Genomic DNA, 18,632 nt, shown 5'->3' with positions numbered 1-18,632 from the left:
GGCGACTATCACCGCTGATAGTCGCCTTTTTTTACCCCCCTCGCCGCCTCAGTTCCTGAGGGGCATCAGGTACAGACGCACCAGGCCACGCAAGGTCTTGCGCCCCCAGAACTTCAATGGGATCTGCTTGAGGATCTCCCGCGCCAGCGGCCGGTCCCGGTCGGCGGTCTTGAGGAACATCGAGTTCAGGAATTTGTAGCGCACCGCGTCATAAGCCGGGTGCTCGCTGAACTTGGCGTAGGTCTTGAGGATGTTCTGGATCATGTAGCGGTGGTTCTTGTAGGTGTTGCTCGCGTGCTGGCGATAGCGCGCCATCACCACGTCGAGGGCGTCGATGGTGTAGCCCGCGGCAGTGATCTTCAACTGGATCAGCAAATCTTCCAGGGGAATCAGCGGATCGAAGCCGCCCACTTGCTCCAGCGCTTCGCGACGAATCAGCATGGTCGGCGCCGGCGGGAAGGGTTTGCGATCCATGAACAGATCATCGAAATCCAGGCTGCGAAACGGTACGTCGCGGCGCTGTTTCTTCTCCGGGTGCAGGTGACCGTCGCCATCGATCAGCTCGATGTTGCCGGCGCAGATGCCCACTTTCGGCTTGTCCTGCATGTACGCCACCTGAATGGCAATACGATCAGGCAGCATGATGTCATCGGAGCCGAACGGTGCGATCAGGCTGCCCTTGGCGCGGGCGATGGCGCCGTTGAGCGTGGCGGTCAGCCCCTGGTTCTGTTGTACCTGGAAATCAAAGCCGTGCTCGGCCTGCAGGCGCTGGATACGTTCGACACTGTCATCCTTGGAGCCGTCGTCCACCACCAGCAGTTCGATATTCGGGTACGTCTGGGCGAGCACGCTGAGGATGCTCTCTTCGATGTACCGGCCATGGTTGTAGGACGCGATAATCACCGAGACCAGGGGTTGCTGCTGAGTCATGCTCTTCCTACTTCCTTTAAACCGCTTTCGATCAAGTCCAGGTATTTCTGTTGGAATTCGGCCAGGGCGTGGTTTTCTTCCAGGTAGCGGAACACCTGTTCACCTTTGGCACGCAATTGTTCGTCACTCATCGCCAGGTAGGTATCCAAGGCGGCTGTCAGTTGCTCGACATTGCCGGGTTCGTGGGACAAACCACCCGCCCCCTCCACCAATGGCAACATGGCCGGGCCATTGGAGGCAATCACTGGCAGGCGCCCGCTCATGCCTTCCAGCAGCGCCAGCCCCAGCCCTTCCAGCAACGAAGGCATGGTCCAGATATCGAAGGCACGCACGTATTTGAGGCCATCTTCACGAAAGCCCAGCAAGTGCGCGCGGCCGGTGAGGCCGAGGCGCTCGATGTCCGCGCGCAAGTCCGCTTCGGCACGGCCAGAGCCGATGATGCCGACCTGGGCGTTGGGGTATTTGTCCTTGAGCCGGGCAAACGCCTGCAACAGGTGCGTGTGGCCCTTGATCGGCACCAGGCGCCCCAGGGCGCCGATGATTCGTGCATCGAGGGGCAGGCCAAGTTCCTGGCGCGCCTGGTCGCGGGGCAGTTGCAAGGCTTCGGCCTGGGGAATGTCGATGGCATTGGTGACGAAGGTGGTGTTCTCGCGGGTAAAGCCGCAATTGAGGCCGACCAGGTAGTCACGGACCGCTGCCGACACGCCGACGAAGCGCCAGGCCGGGCTCACCAGACGGCGCGTCTGGCGCCGACGATAAGCCCGCTCGTACTCGCCAAACCCATGGGAGATGCCGATGCACAGCGGGATCTTCAACCAGCGGTTGAGCGACAGCATCATGTTCACCGACTTGAAACGGTTACAGATGACCACGTCGAACTTCTGCTCGCGGCAGTACTTGTAGATTTGCCACATGGCGCCCAGGCGAATGCCCTTGAGGGCCTTTTCGGGAAACTCGAAATACTTGGAGTGCGCGGCCACGCTCAACGGTTGGCCCGGCCGCGGGCGCCCGCTGAGGAAGGCCGACGTGACCTCGAAACGCTCGACCGGCAACGACTTGACGATCTGCTCGCCGAGGTCGGCGAAATCATTGAGCTTGACGTTGTAGTCCGGCTGCAACTGCAAAACCTTGAAACGAGGCTTCATATCACTCCATGGGGCAATCAGGCCGCTACGCGCGAGCGGCCCAACGAAAAATAGTCAATCCCGGTCCGGCTTCAATACCCAAAGCAGCTCGTGACGGCGCACGGCCTTGCGGAAGAATTCATTCTCACCATAAGGCGATGGACCACGACCGGCCAGCCATTGCTGCAACAGGCGGCGCACCCGACGCTTGAACGGCGCGCGGGGTTGCAGGTCATGCATCATGCCCAGCGCCATCGCCTTGTCCCGCTGTTGGCCGAGGGTCAGCACCCGGCAATAAGGCTCAAGCACCTGGGTCGCATCGAACTGCGGCGGCAACGCCACGCCGGCACCGGAATCGCCCATGGGCCAGCGGTCATTATCATGCAGGTGGTTGGCATAACCGAGCAGCGTGGTCGGCTGCCATTCAAGCCCTTCCAATGCCTGCACCACCGCGGCGTGGGCACAGATATGGTCCGGGTGAGGATCAAGCACCGGGGTCGGTACCACGATGACCTCGGGGCGCGCCTTGAGCAACACCGCGCGCAGGTCGGCAATCAGGTTGTTCCAGGTCGGCGCGCCGTCCGCATCACTGGGCAGCGCCAGGGCATTGAACTGGCGGAACAGCCGCGTATCGTCCAGTTGCGCTTCGCGGGACGCCTGGGGCTGATCGGGAGCGTCACGCATGGCCGGCAGTTGCAGGCAGAAGTAACCCAGTTGCACGCACCGCGCCTCGGGCACGCCGGCCCAGCGCGGTACGGCAATGCTGTCCCAGGCACGCAGGCGTCCTTTGATCCGCGCGGCGTCGGCCTTGGGCAGGCCCATCTGCTGATAGTGCTCGGCCTCGATTTCGCCGGCGGTCAGGGTCACGATCCAGCTTTCGTCCGCCTGGCCATACAGGCCGAATGCAGCCAGTTCAGCGTCGTCGGCATGGGGCGCGATCACCATCACTCGCTGGCGGGCCAGGTCCGGTTGCCGGAAGACCCACAGCACCGGCTGACCGATCACGCGGCAATAGCGACCGCGCAGGTGCAGCTCACCGCCGGCCAGTGCCGTCGCGGAACCGGTGAGGTTGAGGTAACGCTTGCCGGCCACACCACGCTCGAACGCCTGGCGATCCCCGGACAATTCAACCGCTGGATCCAAGAAGCGCCCCAACCAACTGCTCTTGAGCTGCACTTCGACGATCAGTGTTTCATCGCCCGCCAGTTCCAAAGGCGCTTGTGGCACCAGTCGCCCGGCGTCCAGGCGCACACCGACCGACTGGCCACCGGGAGCAAAGCGGTACTGGTAGTCATCCTTGGGCGAATAGAACAAATGGTCGGCGAACCAGGCTTCGTGGGCCACCCACAGCAGCACCGCCAGGATCAACGGCAGCCACCAGGCCACCAGCACACCGGCCACGACCAACACCAGCAAGCCCATCAGCAGCGCAATGCGCTTGTTGCGTCGGTGGCGCTTGAGCAGTTGCTGTTTGCGGCTCATAGGCTGAACACCGGCACTGGCGTGCACCAGCGCTCCTTGTATTCACGGTCGGCACGCCCAAAAGAAAAACGCAGCGGTTTATCCACGGCCCGGGCCTGCTCCCAGGCACTTTGCGTATTGAGGAAACTCAACACACTGCCAGGGCTGAACGCGCGGGTTTCAGGGTCGACCCCGCCGTTGACGTATTCAATGCTGATCCATTCAGGTGATTCGACGCGATACACCAATTGCACGGCAATAGGGGCATCGTTGAGAAACAACACCGAACCGATCAGGAACTCCTTGAGCAATGCCAGCACCTCGGCGAGGCGCTCGGCCCCAGTCGCCGGGAACCCCCAACGACGCTGGAACAGATCGCAGTAGATCGCCGCCAGCTCACTGCTGGAGAACTCACTGACCGCGCGCACCACACCGCCCGCCTCTTCCAGCAGACGCAGCTCGCGGCGCTGGTTGTAGCGAAATTTCTTCGACAGGTCTTCGGGGGTACGGGCCATGGCCAGTTGCTCGGCCTGGGGCTTGAGGGTGCTGACGCGGCCTTCATTCAGCGCCGACAGGTAGCGCCCACGATGGCGCACCGGCACCTGCGCGTCGGCAGCAATGGGCAGGATGATCTCGGCATTGCCCAGGTCAAACAGGCCTTTCTTGCCACTGCGCTTGAGCACGTCCTTGGACAGGGCCAGGTCGCGGCCCCAGGTGGCAATCGCCCCCTTGAGCTCGCCGTCCTGCTCCCAGCCCAGGTAGCGCACCGGAATCTGCGCCAGCGTCGCCAAGCGCTCGACGACCTGCGGATGGGTCGCCACGCTGCCACCAAACCGCAGCCAGGCCTGGGCGTAAACCTCGGCCTCGACAGGCGCCCAGCCACGTTCACGCCAAGCCTGGAAGCGGTTCAGCATTTAAACCACAGCGTCATAAGGGTCCACGCCATCCTTGACGACCAGAATATCTTCCATGATCAGGTACTGCAGGTCCGAGCCGAAGAACATGTTCAGTGCGTCGGTCGGCGAGCAGATCATCGCTTCGCCACGACGGTTGAGCGAAGTGTTCAGGGACACGCCGTTACCGGTCAGCACTTCCAGCTCTTTCATCATGTCGTAGTAGCGAGGGTTGTATTCGCGCTTGAGCACCTGGGCGCGGGACGTGCCATCTTCATGCACCACTTCCGGTACGCGGGTCTTCCACTCTTCCGACACTTCAAAGGTGAAGGTCATGAACGGCGCCGGGTGATCGACCTTGATCATCTGCGGGGCCACGGTGTCGAGCATCGACGGGCAGAAAGGCCTCCAGCGCTCGCGGAACTTGATCTGGTGGTTGATGCGGTCAGCCACGCCCGTGGCGCTTGGGCAACCGATGATCGAACGACCGCCCAGGGCGCGCGGGCCAAATTCCATGCGGCCCTGGAACCAGGCCACCGGGTTGCCGTCGACCATGATCCTGGCGATGCGCTTGGGCATGTTTTCGATCCTGCGCCAGTTCGGCTTGCTCTCGTGCTTGGCACAGGCTGCGATCACGTCTTCGTTGCTGTAGGACGGGCCGAGATAGACGTGTTCCATCTTCTCCACCGGTACACCACGGGCGTGGGACACGTAAGCGGCGGCGCCGACAGCGGTGCCGGCATCGCCGGACGCCGGCTGCACGAACAGCTCCTTGACGTCGTCACGGGCAATGATCTTCTGGTTCAGCTTGACGTTCAGCGCACAGCCGCCGGCGAAGGCCAGCTTGCCGGTGTCCTTGAGGATGTCGCCCAGGTAATGGTCGATCATCTGCAAGGCCAGCTTTTCAAACAGCGCCTGCATGCTGGCGGCGTAGTGGATGTACGGCTCGTCGGCGATGTCGCCTTCGCGCTTGGGGCCCAGCCACTCGATCAGTTTTGGCGAGAAGTAGAAGCCCTTGCCCTTTTCTTTGTAACGGCGCAGGCCGATAACGTTGGCGTAGTCGGTGTTGATCACCAGCTCGCCGTTTTCAAACGAGGCCAGTCGCGAGAAATCGTATTTGCTGGCGTCGCCGTACGGCGCCATGCCCATGACCTTGAACTCACCGTCGAGCATCTCGAAACCGAGGAACTCGGTGATCGCGCCGTACAGGCCACCGAGGGAGTCCGGATCGTAGAATTCCTTGATCTTGTGGATCTTGCCGTTCTCGCCGTAGCCGAAGAACGTCGTGGCGTACTCACCCTTGCCGTCGATCCCGAGGATCGCGGTCTTCTCCTGGAAGCCGGAGCAGTGGTAGGCGCTGGAAGCGTGGGCCAGGTGGTGTTCAACCGGCTCGATCTTGATTTTCTTCGGATCGAAGCCCAGTTGCTCCAGGCACCAGACGATCTTGTTGCGGTAGCGCTTGTAGCGACGGTTGCCCATCAGGATCGCGTCGAGGGCGCGATCCGGGGCGTACCAGTAACGCTTGGCGTAGTGCCAGCGCGCCTCGCCGAACAGGCTGATCGGGGCGAACGGGATCGCCACCACGTCAACGTCGGAAGGCTTGATGCCGGCCTGCTCCAGGCAGAACTTCGCCGACTCGTAGGGCATGCGGTTCTTTGCATGTTTGTCGCGTACGAAGCGCTCTTCTTCGGCGGCCGCGATCAGCTTGCCGTCGATATACAGGGCTGCGGAAGGATCATGGCTAAGGGCGCCGGACAGGCCAAGAATCGTCAATGCCACAGGGGTCTAGCCTCTTTTAGTCTGCATGCAGGCGGGTTGCGCCTGAAAAAAGTGTGCTTCCCGCCTGGGCAGGAAACAGCTAAAGGGCGGGATTATAGCGTAAACATGCGGCGGGATGATCTAGGGAATGTGGCGACCGGTTGTCACTGCGCGCTAACGGAAGATCTCGATGCTGCCGTCCTTGGACTGGCGGCAGATCGTGCACGGCAGAGGCAACGACCGGCAAGACATCGCCGTTATTGTCGTCTGGCAGGCCTTTTAGTGAACATCGTAGCCGAGTGGCTTGCGGGAGATCCGCCAATCGTTGATCAACGCCAGGTAACACTAGGCGCGCTCGACCAAGCGCCGACTGGCAAAGCTGAACGCCAGCACCACAAAAATCAGCACCCCAGTCGCCACCTGCTGCCAATAGAAATTCCAGCCGATCAGCAGCAAGCCGTTGGCGATAACGTTGATAAACAACACGCCCAGCAGGGTCCCGGGAATGTTCGCACGGCCCTGTCGGCTCAAGGTGGTGCCGATAAACACCGCGCCAATCGCGTTGAGCAAAAACGCGTTACCGGACAGCGGCACATAGGCGCTGACTGTCGAGCTGAGCAATACGCCCGCCACCCCACAAGCCAGGGCGGTAGCCAGGGCCACGACGCTGACGATGCGCCGCACCGACAACCCCGAGTAATACGCCAGCAGCGGCTGGGTGCCCTGGGCCAGCAACTCGCGGCCCAGGCGTCCACGCGCCAGGGCCAGGCCGTAGAACAGCGCCAACCCCACAACGATCAGCAGCGGTGTCAGCCCCGTGAACTCGGGCTTCAAGCCTTGGCTGATATAGATCGGTTGGCCGCCGTCCGAAAGCAATTGCTGGGCGCTGGTGCCGATAAACAGCGTACCCAGGGTTGCCAGGAACGGACTGATCCGCAGCCCGGCAATCAGGCCGGCATTGACCAGCCCTACCAGCAGCGCCGCCACCAGCGCGCCCGCGGCCGCCAGCGCCCAGCCATGCCCGCCATTGAGCAGCACCACAAAACTGAAACTGGCAAAGTCCAGTGCCGTGCCCACCGACAAATCAATGCCACCGGCCGCCACTGCGTAGGTCATGCCGATGGCGACAATCGCCAGCAGCACGAAGTTGTTCAGCACCAGGCTTTTCAGGTTGCCTGCACTGAGGAAGCCCGGCGCTTGCAGCGCAAACACCACGACAATCAGCGTGAATACCAGTGGCAATGCCAGCGGCAATAATGCGCGTGGGATCATGCCGTCGCCCCTCGGTTCAATGCACTGGACGCCGCGACTACCAGCAAAATCAACACGCCCTGCACACCATTGACCCAAAAACTGGAGAGGTTAAGCAGTTGAAAGCCATTGATCAGAAAACCGATCAACAGCGCTGCAAGCAAAGTACCCGGGATACTCGCCACCAACCTGCGGGAAAACACCACACTGAGAAAGGCGATCGCTACCACCGACAGCAGCATGTCGCCGGAACCGGTGGTGCTGCCGCTGAAAAACGCCGCCGAACACAGCGCAGCCACAGCGGCGCACAGGCCGGACAGCACATAGCTCGACACCACGTAGGCGGGCACACGAATGCCCGCCGCCTCAGCCGCCTGGGGATACTCGCCAACCGCATGCAGGCGCAGCCCGTAGGGCGAGTGCTGGATCAGTAAGGTCAACAACGCTGCCGCCACCAGCAGCACCCAAGCCAGGGCCGGCACACCCCACCAAGCCCCGCCGCTGAGGATGTCCAGCAGCGGCGAGTCGGTGGAGACCACCGTATTTTCCGTCAACACCAGCTCCAGCCCGGCCAGTACGTTCATGCTCGCCAGCGTCGCCAGCAATGGCGGCAAGCGCAGCAACACCACAGCCAGGCCATTGAGCAGGCCAACCGCCAGGCCGCAACCGATGGTCAGCATTAAGGTCAGCCACAGGTCCAGGCCGGCATTGTTGAGGCGGCTGAACACCGCCCCACACAACCCCAGGTTGGCCGCCAACGACAGGTCCAGCCCACCGGCCACCACGTTCGAACCGCCGCCGATAATCACGCAGGTGAGCCCGAAGGCCAACACGCCGAGAATCGCCGACTGGCTGAACACATTGGCCAGATTGCCCACCGACAGAAAGTTCGGCGCGGCCACGGCAAACCCCAGCAGGATCACCACAAACACCCCCACCGAACCACGGCGCAGCATCAGTACCCACAAGCGCTGCGATAACCCAGGCGTCGCGGCTTCAAGCATGTTCCACCTCGCGAGTTTTTAAAGCCGCAGCAACAACGACCCCCGTCGCACAAGCCAGCAATTGATCGCTGTCCGCTTCCCCGGCCAGGAATTCACCGGCGATCTCACCACGATGCAGCACCAGGATTCGATCACTGATCCCCAACAACTCTGGCAAATCCGAAGACACCACCAACACCGCTGCGCCCTCTTGCACCAAGCGCCCGATCAAGCGATAGATCTCCACCTTCGCCCCCACATCCACCCCCACGCAGGGCTCATCCAGCAGGTACACCGCCGAGCGGCGGCTCAGCCATTTGCCCAGGGCGACTTTTTGCTGATTGCCGCCACTGAGCTGGCTGACGGCCGCTTGGGCTCCAGGTGCCTTGATTGCCAATTCGTCGATCAGCCGCAGGCTTTCCGCCTGTTCCTTGCGGCGGTCCAACCAGCCCCAGCGGCTGAACCGCCCAAGCCCCGCCAGCGTCAGGTTTTCCAGCACCGAAAGCAGCGGCGAAATCCCCTGGCTGCGCCGCTCTTCCGGCACCAGCGCAATGCCCTCGGCAATCGCCTGGCCCGGCGAACGCAGGCGCAGCAAACGCCCATCCAGATGCACGCTGCCGCTGTCGGCGCACTCGACGCCGAAGAGTGTCTTGAACAATTCCTTGGCTCCCGAGCCGACCAGCCCAGTCAGGCCAAGGATTTCGCCGCGCCGCACTTCCAGGTCGATCTGCCGATAGCGCCGCGCCAGGCTCAACCCGCGTACCTGCAACAACGGCGCCCCCAGCACAACCTTGGCCTTGGGGTACATCTCCTGCACCTCACGGTTAACCATCAACCGCGCGATCTCGGCACTGGACGTATGCCGTGGCTGCACCACCGCCACATCCCGACCATTGCGCAGCACCGTGACTTCATCGCACAGGCTGTCGATTTCCTGCAGGTAATGGGAGATGTACAGGATGGATATGCCCTGATCACGCAGGCGTTTGACGATACGCAGCAACTGGTCGACTTCGCGCTTGACCAGCGCCACGCTGGGTTCGTCGAACACCAGGATCTTGGGCTGGCGAATCAACGCCCGAGTGATTTGCAGCACCTGGCGCTCGGCACTGTTCAGCTCGCTCACCAGCGCCCCGGCGGGCAATTGCAGCTCAAAATACTCCGCCAGCAAGCGCTCGGCTTCGTGCTGCTGGCGGCGTCGATCAACAAAGGGCCCGCGCCGCAATTCATGCCCGAAAAACAGCGCTTCCCCCACGGTAAAACTCGCCGGCGACAAGCGCTCCTGATGGATAAACTGCACGCCCAGCGCATCGACCTGGCGCGGCGACAACGCGGCGTACGACTGGCCGTCGATATTCACCTGCCCCGCATCCGCCTTGTGGATGCCGGCCAGGATCTTGATCAAGGTCGACTTGCCCGCACCGTTCTCCCCCACCAGACCGTGGATGGTGCCGCGTTCGACTTTAAGGCTCGCATCCTCCAGCGCCAGGGTGGCACCAAAGCGTTTATGCAGGTGTTGCAGGTGCAATGCCGCCATCAGTCACCCCGCAGTTGCTGAACCTGCACCAGGTTGCCGGCGGTGGTCAGTAGCGTCGCCACATGGGTTTCCTTGGGCAGGTCACGTTGCCCGGCCAGGTAACGCGCCACGTTCTGCACGGCGGTCTTGCCGATCAACGCCGGTTGCTGCGCCACGACCGCCCCTACCGGCGAATTCGCCTGGCCGAGCAGCGCCAGTACTTCCGGCGTGCCGTCGACGCCGTAAGTCTTGATCTCGGTACGCTTGGCATCGATCAGCGCCTTGCTCGCGCCCAGTTGCGGAATGTCCCACGCCGACCAGATCGCCGAGACGCTGCCCGCAGGGTATTTGTTAAGCAACGCCGACACTTGGGAATAGGCGTCCTGCACAGTGTTGGGAATCACATCGCGCAGCTCTGGCTGGATGATTTCCAGCTGTGGATAGTCCTTGAGTGCCAGCTTCAACTGGTCATAACGGATCGCACACACCGGCACGCCATAGAAGCCGTTGAACACCAGGATCTTGCCTTTGCCGCCGGCGTCCTTGATCAATTGATCAGCCAGGGCCTTGCCGGTGGCGACGTTGTCGGAGGTGGTGTTGTTGAGGCTGTATTGCGACGGCGCATCAATGGTGAACAGCGGGATGCCGGCCTTGCTGATGCGCTTGAGCCAGGGGTCGATCACACTGAGGGTGCCGAGGGTCTGAATCACGGCGTCAGGTTTCTGGGTGACCACGGTTTGCAACTGGGTCACCAGGTTCTTGTCGTTGCGCCCGGCATCGAGGGTGATCGGCGTGCCGCCGAGGCGCTTGATCTCATCGACCTGAGCCTGGAACGCCTTGATATCGAAATAGTGACTGGTGCCGGTCATGCTCACTGCAATGCGCTTGCCGGCCAGGGACGGCACGGCATCATCGCCTTCGGCGGCCTGGGCACTGGCAGCGTGGCCCAGCAACAGCGCGGCGCCAAGGCAGATCAAACGGAAATACGTGGAAAGGCTGAAAGGCATACAGGGCTCCGCTGCGACCAGTGAAAGGGTTCACCAGGAGCCATTGCAGAGCCCGTGCCAGGATTTTTATTGAATTAAATCAATTGGATAATGTTTCAGGGGCAAAGCGGGCTGTCGTTCTGGGCCAACAACTGTCCGACAACTGTTGCTCAGGCAACAGCGCTTACTATTGAGCGCATCAGTAGACTCGGCACGACCACGGCCTATCGGCTACTCAGGTGGTGCGCGCTGACACTCTAAAATCGCGGGCATAGAATCTGCCGCAAATGGACTGGGGGATCCCGGTCGGCGTTATAGCCTCGGTGAGTTTCACCGGGGCTTTTCGCTTTCTGCAGTAGAAAAAATTTTCAGCCCCCAATTTTCAAAACCCTCACCTACCTTGCTCCGCCCTCCACTGCAATAAAACTTGCGTTTGAGCACGTCAAAGGCACGATTTTCCTGGCCCGGTCGTAAAACGCTCATGCCGATGGGGCGCGCTGCTGATGTTTCTCATGGAGACACTCATGAAGGGTTTCAACACAGAAGCCCAAAGCCAGATGGTAGGTTTGGCGGTTTCGCTGCCACACCTTCTGCAACACGCTCCACCTCACTCTCGCTTTCAAAGAGCAGAAACTGCGGAGGGATTAGTTTTTCATCTGCCATGGGATATTCAATCCTAGGTTTCAGGCTCTTCCGGGTTGCCCATCTACGTTCATATTGCCCTCGCGCCCTGCTACAGGGAGCCACCAATCTCGATCCCTTTGGGCAAACGCTGATCGATCAACTGATACAACGCACTGCTCTCGGGCCAATTGCGCATAAACCGCGCACGGTCCTTGGCATACGCCGGGGCGAAGCTGGCGGCAGAGCTGTGCTGACACATCGCGTCCAGGTCGATCAGCGACCAGCGATCGTTATCCCAGAACAGGTTGTGGCCTTTGAAATCGCCATGGCTGATGCGCTCGCGAATCAGCTCGGCGAACAGATGGTCCAGCGCCAGCAGTTCGTTTTCAGGCGCGTCGCCGTGCTCAACATAGGGTGCGAAACGCTCGATGATGTCCGGCCCCGGCAGGTACTCGGTGACCAGATAAGCCCGGCTGCGCAGCCAGAAAAAACGCTTTTCCAATACAGCCAGCGGCGTGGGCGTGGCAATGCCGAGGAACGCCAGGCGATTGCCTTCGCGCCAGGAATGCCAGGCGCGGCTCGGGCGCCAGAAGCGCTTGAGCCAATGGGTGAAGCCTTTGATGTTGTAGCGTTTGATCACCAACGGTCGGCCGGCCACTTCGACCTTGGCCACACTGGCCGCCCCCCCGGTCTTGTACAGGTGGCCTTGATCCAGCAATGCGTCAGCCTGTGCCAGCACCGGCAGCATGGCCGGCTCTTCCTCGCGCCGAATCGCACGCAGGCCGAAGGCACCGCGCACCACGCTGAACAGCGTGCATTCACGGCCGACCTTGTTCAAATAGTCCTTCAGGCGCCAGGCGCGGACCTTGCTCACCTGCTTCTCCAGGGCTTCGAGCGGCAACGCGTGCTCACCATTGCCCAGCAGGTAATACACCAGCAGTTCCTCGGTAAACGGCTCGAGGTTTTTCGGCAACTGGGCGAAAAACACTCCGAGGTTCTCGAGCACCCGGTTGCGCGACAGCGGCTTGCCCGCCTCTTCGGCACGAATCCCGGCACCGTCAATCAGATACAACTTATCGCCCTGGCGCAGCAGGTTGTCCAGGTGCAGGTCTTCCTGCCACAGCCCTTTGGCGTGCATCCGGGCAATCGCACCCAACGCTTCGGCCAGCACGGCGGTTTGCTCATCCGCCAGCGGCGGCAAGCCTTCGACCGCGTGCCAGGCATCCGCCAGGCTCTCAGCGCCTTCGATAAACTCGAACAACAGCCAGCCGCCCTCGCCTTCCTGCAACCCATCGGCCAGCAGCAGCGGTGTGGTCAAGCCGTGTTCGGCGAGCAGGCGCACGCCGCCGAGTTCACGCTGAAAATGTCGCGCGGCCTTACTGCCTACTAGCAACTTGGCCAGTACCGGACGCCCGCGCCAGACCGCTGCGCCGACGTAGCGCTCGCCCGGCAATACACGCAACAGGCTCAGCAGTTGCAACTGCCCAGGGCCAGCAGCGTCCGCCAGGTCAAGGGTCATTGGCAGGCCGGGGGTACGCCCGGCTTTTTTCAACTCGGACAAACGCATCAGCGGTTCTCCTTGTGGCTACGCCGCGCGGTCAAGCGCTGGTGCCAGGTGGCGAGCAGCGCGCTGTCCTCAGGCTGTTCGAGGTACGCCGCCAGGAGTTGGCGCACCTGCTCATCCGACCACTGCGGTGCACGGCGCAACAGCGGCTCCAGGTCCTTGACCCGATCCCGCCAGCCGAACAACAGCGGACGGGTTTTCTCCAGGTCGATCAGCTGCGCGGCGTAACCGTCGCCCGTCGCCTGCAGGAAAATATGCTTGGGATAAAAACAGCCGTGCACCTGGCCAACGCTGTGCAGCCGCCGAGCCAACTGGCCGCTGGCTTGCAGGATGGCGCGGTGCTGGGCATCGCTCAGTGAAGGCCACTGCTCCAGCAATGACTCCAGGTCATTCCAGCCGTCCAGGGCGCGCGTCAGCAACATCGCGCGATGCTCGCCATTGACCTTGCGCTGGCCGAAAAACGCCGCCTGCAGGGCCGGGATCCCCAACTGGCGATAGCGGCTGATATTGCGAAATTCGCGGGCAAAACTTGGCTCGCCAAACGGGCGATGCAGGGTGCGCGTCAGGTAGTCGCTCTGGCGCTTGAGGTAATACCCCTGGCCATCGAGCTCCAGGCGAAACACGCTGCTCCAGCCGCCCCGGCTGGTGTTCGGCTCATCCACCGCGTCCAATTGCTTGGCCCACAGGGCGTCGAAAGTCGCGAGGCCGTTGCGCTCAAGTAAAGCGCGGTCGTCGGCCGCCAGGAAATCACTCATTCGCGTCCCTCGAAAAACTTCACCACATGGCGAATTCGCTGTTTATCCGACGCCGTCAGATGCGAGCGTTGGCGGTATTGCATGTAGAAGCGCAGGCGCTGGGTGGCCGACAGGTGATATTTGGCCACCTTATCCAGGCAGGCCAGGTCCTTGGTGATGCGGTACTTGAGCCAGAAACCGCGCCAGAAATCACCGTTGGGACAGTCGATCAAATACAGCGTCTGCTGGTCGTCGATCAGCAGGTTGCGCCACTTCAAGTCGTTATGGGTGAAGCGATGATCATGCATGGTGCGCGTGTATTCGGCGAGCTGGCGACTCACGGCATCGACCCACTTGGGGTCCTTGAGGCGCGCATCGTTGCGCTCGGCCAGCACCGACAAATCTTCGGTCTTGGGCAACTCGCGGGTGATCATCGCCCCCCGGGCGTAGGCCAGGCCCTTGCGTTCCAGGCCCCAGGCCACCACGTCGGCGGTGGGAATGCCCCACTTGGCGAAGCGCTTGAGGTTCTGCCACTCGGACTTCACCCGTGGCTTGCCCAGGTAGCGCCGCAGCCCCTTGCCGGCCCCGACATAGCGCTTCACGTAATAATTGACCCCACCGCGCTCCACGCGGATCACCTCCGAGAGGGGGTCGCGGGTCAGGCGCTCGCCTTGCAAGGCGAACACTGCTGCAAGGCTTCCGAAATCATCCGCCAGGGCGGCGTAAGCAGGTTCCAGGTTCCAACCCGCCATCAGAGCGCATCCCCGTAGCGTTGTTTGCGTGCATACAGCTTGTCGGCCTTGCGCTGTATCAGGCTCAGGGACGCCGATTGCTCAGCCAGGATCTGGCGCAGCGGCTGGCGGAAGTAACCCTTGAGGAAACGCAGCTTGTCGCGCCGCGTCAGGCCAATCTCCAGCGCCGAGTAATACAACGCCGACAGGTCCTTGTCGCGCCAGCGCATCGGCAGATGGGCACGCAGTTGGGCACGGTGCAGGTCGATGACGGAAAGCTTGATGTTGTGCGCGTCAATCGGCTGCGCGGTGTCCAGCAGGAAATGGCAGAGGTAGCAGTCGCGATGGTTCACGCCGCCACGGTGCATGTCGCCGACCATCCGCGCCAGTTCGGCGGTGAGGGCATGACGCAGTGCAGGTGCCGGGGGTTCGGCGACCCAGTTGACGGTCAGGTCTTCCAGGCTGAGGGTCGGTGCCAGTTCTTCGGTGATGATGAACGAATGCTGGTCCGCCGGGTTGCTGCCTTTTTCGCCGAAGGCTACGCCGGTCATGGTCGGTACGCCGAGGGCCTGCAGGCGATGGATGGCGGCCCATTCAAGGCCCGCCCCCAGTACCGGCAACTTGGCGGTGATCAGGTTCTTGAAGATCTCCCCCCAGCCAATGCCACGGTGGATTTTCACGAAATACGGACGGCCGTCGACCTCGGTGCGCAACGTGCGACGGGCCGCCAGCTCGCGAAATACCTGGCCTTGCAGTTTCTCGACTTCGGCGAAGGCGTCACGCCCAGCCCAGAGGGTCTTGAACGGTTCGGCAAGTATCAACTTCATCGTTTTGGCTCCGCCAGAATCACATCCGCCGCGTGCTGCGGCATGCTGTAGAGGTCGGCAGTCTCGGCGAACGCCAACCCGTTGCGACCCCAGGCCATGCGCTGTGCAGAATCGCTGAGCATCTGCGCCAGGTACTGGTTGAGTTGGGCTTGTTCAAACGGCTCATCCAGCACCAGGCCACTGTCGGCTTCGGCGATGTAATGGGCATAACCACACACCGCCGAGACCAGCACCGGCAGCCCGGCCACCAGGGCTTCGAGCAGCACGGTCCCGGTATTTTCGTTGTACGCCGGGTGGATCAACAGGTCGGCGCCCAGCAGGAAGCGCGGAATATCACTGCGCCCCTTGAGGAATTGCACGTTGTCGCCCAAGCCCAGGGTGGCGCTCTGCAATTGGAATACTTTGGGGTCGTCCTGGCCGATTACAAACAGGCGCGTGCGTTTTTTCAGCTCTGCCGGCAGTGCGGCCAGGGCCTTGAGGCTGCGGTCGACCCCCTTGGTCTTGAAGCCGGAGCCAATTTGCACCAGCAGCAGTTCGTCATCGGTCAGGTTGAATTCCTTGCGGAACCCTGCGCGGATCTCGGCGGCATTCGGCGGTGCGCGGCGGTCCTGGGCAATGCCCGGTGGCAACAGGTGGAAGCGCTGCAGCGGCGTGTCGTAATGCTTGATGAACAAGGGTTGCTGCACTTCGGAGATCATCAGGATCTCGGTCTTGGCATCCTTGGCAAACACCGCGCGTTCGTACTCGGCAAAGTGGCGGTAGCGACCGAAGCTGCGGTACAGCGAATGGCGCAGGTTTTGTGCCTTGTCTTCAAAGCAGCCATCGGCGGCGTAATACACATCCAGGCCGGGCATCTTGTTGAAACCGATCAGGCGGTCTACCGGGCGCTTGGCCAGGTCGGCTTCCATCCAGGCGCTGAGCTTTTCGTTGCGCCGATGATTGAAGAACGCCTTGACCGGCGCCACCAGCACCTCGAAGCCCGGTGGGATGTCGCCTTCCCAGATCAGCGTGTAGACACGGATCTGGTGGCCGCGCTGCTGGCATTCCAGGGCGATGCGCATGAAATCCCGTTGCAGGCCGCCGAAGGGGAAATATTTGTACAGAACAAAAGCCAGTTGCATCAGTGCAGCTCCTCAGCCAATAACAACGTGCTTAGCCGGGTTGCCACACGCTCAGGGTTCAGGCGCGTGAAGCACAGGGGCGACTCGCGCTTGATGTCGAACCGACGCAGGTCGTCGGCCGTGGGTTGATAGGTGCATTGTTTTTGCAGGCACGGCGCGCACGGGAAATCACTGGCCAGGTGAATCTGGCCTTTGCCATAGGCGCCGGTCAGGCCGGGATTAGTCGGCCCGAACAGGGAAATGGTCGGCACATCCAGCGCGGCCGCCAGGTGACCGAGGCCGGTGTCGACCGCCACACAGGCACGGGCACTGGCCAACACACGGGCGACGCCGGCCAGGTTCAACCTGGGCAGCACTTCGGCGTGTTGCAGGCCCTGGGCCAGGCGTTCGGCCCGCGCCTTTTCGATGGCGTTGCCCCAGGGTAACTTCACGTCCACCCCCAGGCGCCCCATGCGCTCGGCCAGCTCACGCCAGTAGGCTTCGGGCCAGTGCTTGGTGTCCCAGGTGGTGCCGTGCAGCAGCAATACGAAGGGTTTTTTCGGCGGCAGGCCGAGCAGTTTGTCGACGCTCAGGCCGTAGTCGCCCAAGCCCTTGGGCAGGTCGTAACCGAGTGCCACGGCAAACAGCTGGCGCAGGCGTTCCACCGCGTGCTGCCCGCGGGCCACGGCCAGGCGCCGGGAATAGAAGCGCGCCGCAATCGGTTCACGGGCGGAGTTTTTGTCGAAACCGGCCACTGGCGCGCGCACGTAACGGGTCAGCCAGGCGCTTTTGAGCAGGCCCTGGGCATCGATCACCAGGTCGTATTTGGTCGACTGGATGCGCTGTTTGAAGCGTCGCCATTCACCACTCTTGAGGGTCTGCCAGATATTTTTGCGCCAGCGGCGGATCGCCACCGGGATCACTTTGTCGACGGCCGGATGCCAGGTGGGGATTTCGGCGAAGCCTTCTTCCACCACCCAGTCGAATTGAATACCGGGGATCGCCCGCGCAGCGTCGGTCAATGCCGGCAAGGCGTGGATCACGTCGCCCAGGGATGAGGTCTTGATTACCAGTACCCGCAACTCAGTGAACCTCGACCACAGAGCCCTGCAACCGCTGCAAGGCATCGCTCACCGGCTGCGGCAGCAACTGGCGCAGGCAGTTGTAGTGACCGAAACGGCAGGTGCGCTCAAAGCACGGGCTGCAATCCAGACCCAGGCGTACCACTTCGACCTGGTCGGCCAACGGTGGGGTAAAGCCTGGGGACGTAGAACCATACACCGCCACCAGCGGGCGATTCAGCGCCGCCGCCACGTGCATCAACCCGGAGTCGTTGGACACCACGGCATCCGCGCAGGAGAGCAGATCGATGGCCTCGGCCAACGACGTGTCGCCACTGAGGTTCACCGCTTCCTCGCGCAGGCCGGGGATCAGGCGCTGGCGAATATCTTCGCCCACCCCATGGTCGTTTTTCGAACCGAACAGCCACACCTGCCAGCCTTCGCGAATTTTCATCTCGGCGACCTTGGCGTAGTGCTCCGACGGCCAGCGCTTGGACTCGCCAAACTCGGCGCCAGGGCACAGCGCCAGCACCGGACGGTCAAGGGCCAGGCCGAACTTGGCCAGGGCTGCGTCGCGGGTCACTGGGTCGATCCGCAGGCGCGGGCGCGGGTACGGCGTCGGCAACTCGGCGCCGGGCGCGTAGGCCAGGGCCATGAAACGCTCGATCATCAGGGGGTAGCGCGCCTTGTCGAGCTTGCGCACGTCGTTAAGCAGGCCGTAGCGAAACTCGCCGCGCCAGCCGGTACGTTTCGGGATGCCGGCAAAAAACGGCACCAGGGCCGACTTCATCGAGTTGGGCAACAGGATCGCCTGGTCATACTGGCCGGCCAGGGATTTGCCGATACGACGGCGAGTCGCCAACTCGAGGGCACCGTGGCCGAGCGGGAAGCTCAGGGCCTTGCGCACCTCGGGCATGCGCTCGAGGATCGGCCGGCTCCACTCAGGGGCGAGCACATCGATTTGGCAGTCGGGATGACGTTGTTTCAGGCACTGGAACAGTGTCTGTGCCATCACCATGTCACCGACCCAACTGGGCCCAACGATCAGAATATTCATTTAGTTTCCACAAACGATGCGGGGAGGCTTAT

At 62.2% G+C, this 18,632-nt stretch carries 16 protein-coding genes; all 16 read right to left on the bottom strand.

The features are described from left to right. Window positions 1-48: 48 nt before the first annotated feature. The 16 genes from A7317_RS02265 to waaF all read right to left on the bottom strand — a co-directional run bounded on the left by A7317_RS02265 (window position 49) and on the right by waaF (window position 18,600). Window positions 49-930 carry a glycosyltransferase gene (locus A7317_RS02265; RefSeq protein ID WP_069075134.1) on the bottom strand — a complete coding sequence of 294 codons (882 nt, stop codon included), beginning with the start codon at window positions 928-930 and terminating at the stop codon, window positions 49-51. Beyond that, a complete protein-coding gene (locus A7317_RS02260) occupies window positions 927-2,075 on the bottom strand; it encodes a glycosyltransferase (protein WP_069075133.1) in 1,149 nt (382 codons plus the stop codon). The genes A7317_RS02265 and A7317_RS02260 overlap by 4 nt, the downstream gene beginning before the upstream one ends. Window positions 2,076-2,129: 54 nt before the next feature. After that, on the bottom strand, window positions 2,130-3,536 hold the full coding sequence (locus A7317_RS02255) for a PIG-L deacetylase family protein (protein WP_024073041.1): 1,407 nt from the start codon (window positions 3,534-3,536) through the stop codon (window positions 2,130-2,132). Next, window positions 3,533-4,429, bottom strand: a complete 897-nt coding sequence (locus A7317_RS02250; protein ID WP_069075132.1) for an antimicrobial resistance protein Mig-14 — start codon at window positions 4,427-4,429, stop codon at window positions 3,533-3,535. The genes A7317_RS02255 and A7317_RS02250 overlap by 4 nt, the downstream gene beginning before the upstream one ends. Next, on the bottom strand, window positions 4,430-6,187 hold the full coding sequence (locus A7317_RS02245; protein ID WP_024073039.1) for a carbamoyltransferase: 1,758 nt from the start codon (window positions 6,185-6,187) through the stop codon (window positions 4,430-4,432). It lies immediately after the preceding gene. 324 nt (window positions 6,188-6,511) lie between these two features. Continuing rightward, entirely contained in the window at window positions 6,512-7,438 is a 927-nt protein-coding gene (locus A7317_RS02240; protein WP_069075131.1) for an ABC transporter permease, read from the bottom strand. Then, window positions 7,435-8,421, bottom strand: coding sequence for an ABC transporter permease (locus A7317_RS02235; RefSeq protein ID WP_069075130.1), 987 nt, complete (start codon window positions 8,419-8,421; stop codon window positions 7,435-7,437). The genes A7317_RS02240 and A7317_RS02235 overlap by 4 nt, the downstream gene beginning before the upstream one ends. Further along, window positions 8,414-9,937 carry a sugar ABC transporter ATP-binding protein gene (locus A7317_RS02230; RefSeq protein WP_069075129.1) on the bottom strand — a complete coding sequence of 508 codons (1,524 nt, stop codon included), beginning with the start codon at window positions 9,935-9,937 and terminating at the stop codon, window positions 8,414-8,416. Before A7317_RS02230 ends, A7317_RS02235 begins: the two co-directional genes overlap by 8 nt. Beyond that, a complete protein-coding gene (locus A7317_RS02225) occupies window positions 9,937-10,923 on the bottom strand; it encodes a sugar ABC transporter substrate-binding protein (RefSeq protein WP_069075128.1) in 987 nt (328 codons plus the stop codon). Before A7317_RS02225 ends, A7317_RS02230 begins: the two co-directional genes overlap by 1 nt. 712 nt (window positions 10,924-11,635) lie before the next feature. Beyond that, a complete protein-coding gene (locus tag A7317_RS02220; protein WP_069075127.1) occupies window positions 11,636-13,093 on the bottom strand; it encodes a lipopolysaccharide kinase InaA family protein in 1,458 nt (485 codons plus the stop codon). Further along, window positions 13,093-13,845 (bottom strand): lipopolysaccharide kinase InaA family protein, encoded by a 753-nt coding sequence (locus A7317_RS02215; protein ID WP_069075126.1) that lies wholly within the window; start codon window positions 13,843-13,845, stop codon window positions 13,093-13,095. The genes A7317_RS02220 and A7317_RS02215 overlap by 1 nt, the downstream gene beginning before the upstream one ends. Then, window positions 13,842-14,576, bottom strand: a complete 735-nt coding sequence (locus A7317_RS02210; RefSeq protein ID WP_069075125.1) for a lipopolysaccharide kinase InaA family protein — start codon at window positions 14,574-14,576, stop codon at window positions 13,842-13,844. The genes A7317_RS02215 and A7317_RS02210 overlap by 4 nt, the downstream gene beginning before the upstream one ends. Beyond that, complete coding sequence (rfaP, locus tag A7317_RS02205; RefSeq protein ID WP_069075124.1) at window positions 14,576-15,382, bottom strand: lipopolysaccharide core heptose(I) kinase RfaP; 807 nt, start codon at window positions 15,380-15,382, stop codon at window positions 14,576-14,578. Before rfaP ends, A7317_RS02210 begins: the two co-directional genes overlap by 1 nt. Continuing rightward, window positions 15,379-16,503 (bottom strand): glycosyltransferase family 4 protein, encoded by a 1,125-nt coding sequence (locus A7317_RS02200; RefSeq protein WP_069075123.1) that lies wholly within the window; start codon window positions 16,501-16,503, stop codon window positions 15,379-15,381. The genes rfaP and A7317_RS02200 overlap by 4 nt, the downstream gene beginning before the upstream one ends. After that, the gene (gene waaC / locus A7317_RS02195) at window positions 16,503-17,564 is read right to left on the bottom strand and encodes a lipopolysaccharide heptosyltransferase I (protein ID WP_024073030.1); all 1,062 of its coding nucleotides are present in this window, start codon (window positions 17,562-17,564) and stop codon (window positions 16,503-16,505) included. Before waaC ends, A7317_RS02200 begins: the two co-directional genes overlap by 1 nt. A 1-nt stretch (window position 17,565) precedes the next feature. Beyond that, window positions 17,566-18,600, bottom strand: coding sequence for a lipopolysaccharide heptosyltransferase II (waaF, locus tag A7317_RS02190; protein WP_024073029.1), 1,035 nt, complete (start codon window positions 18,598-18,600; stop codon window positions 17,566-17,568). Window positions 18,601-18,632: the final 32 nt, after the last annotated feature.

This window comes from Pseudomonas fluorescens (assembly GCF_001708445.1).
Taxonomy (GTDB): Bacteria; Pseudomonadota; Gammaproteobacteria; order Pseudomonadales; family Pseudomonadaceae; genus Aquipseudomonas; species Aquipseudomonas gorinensis.
This window is presented reverse-complemented; position numbering and strand designations above follow the sequence as displayed.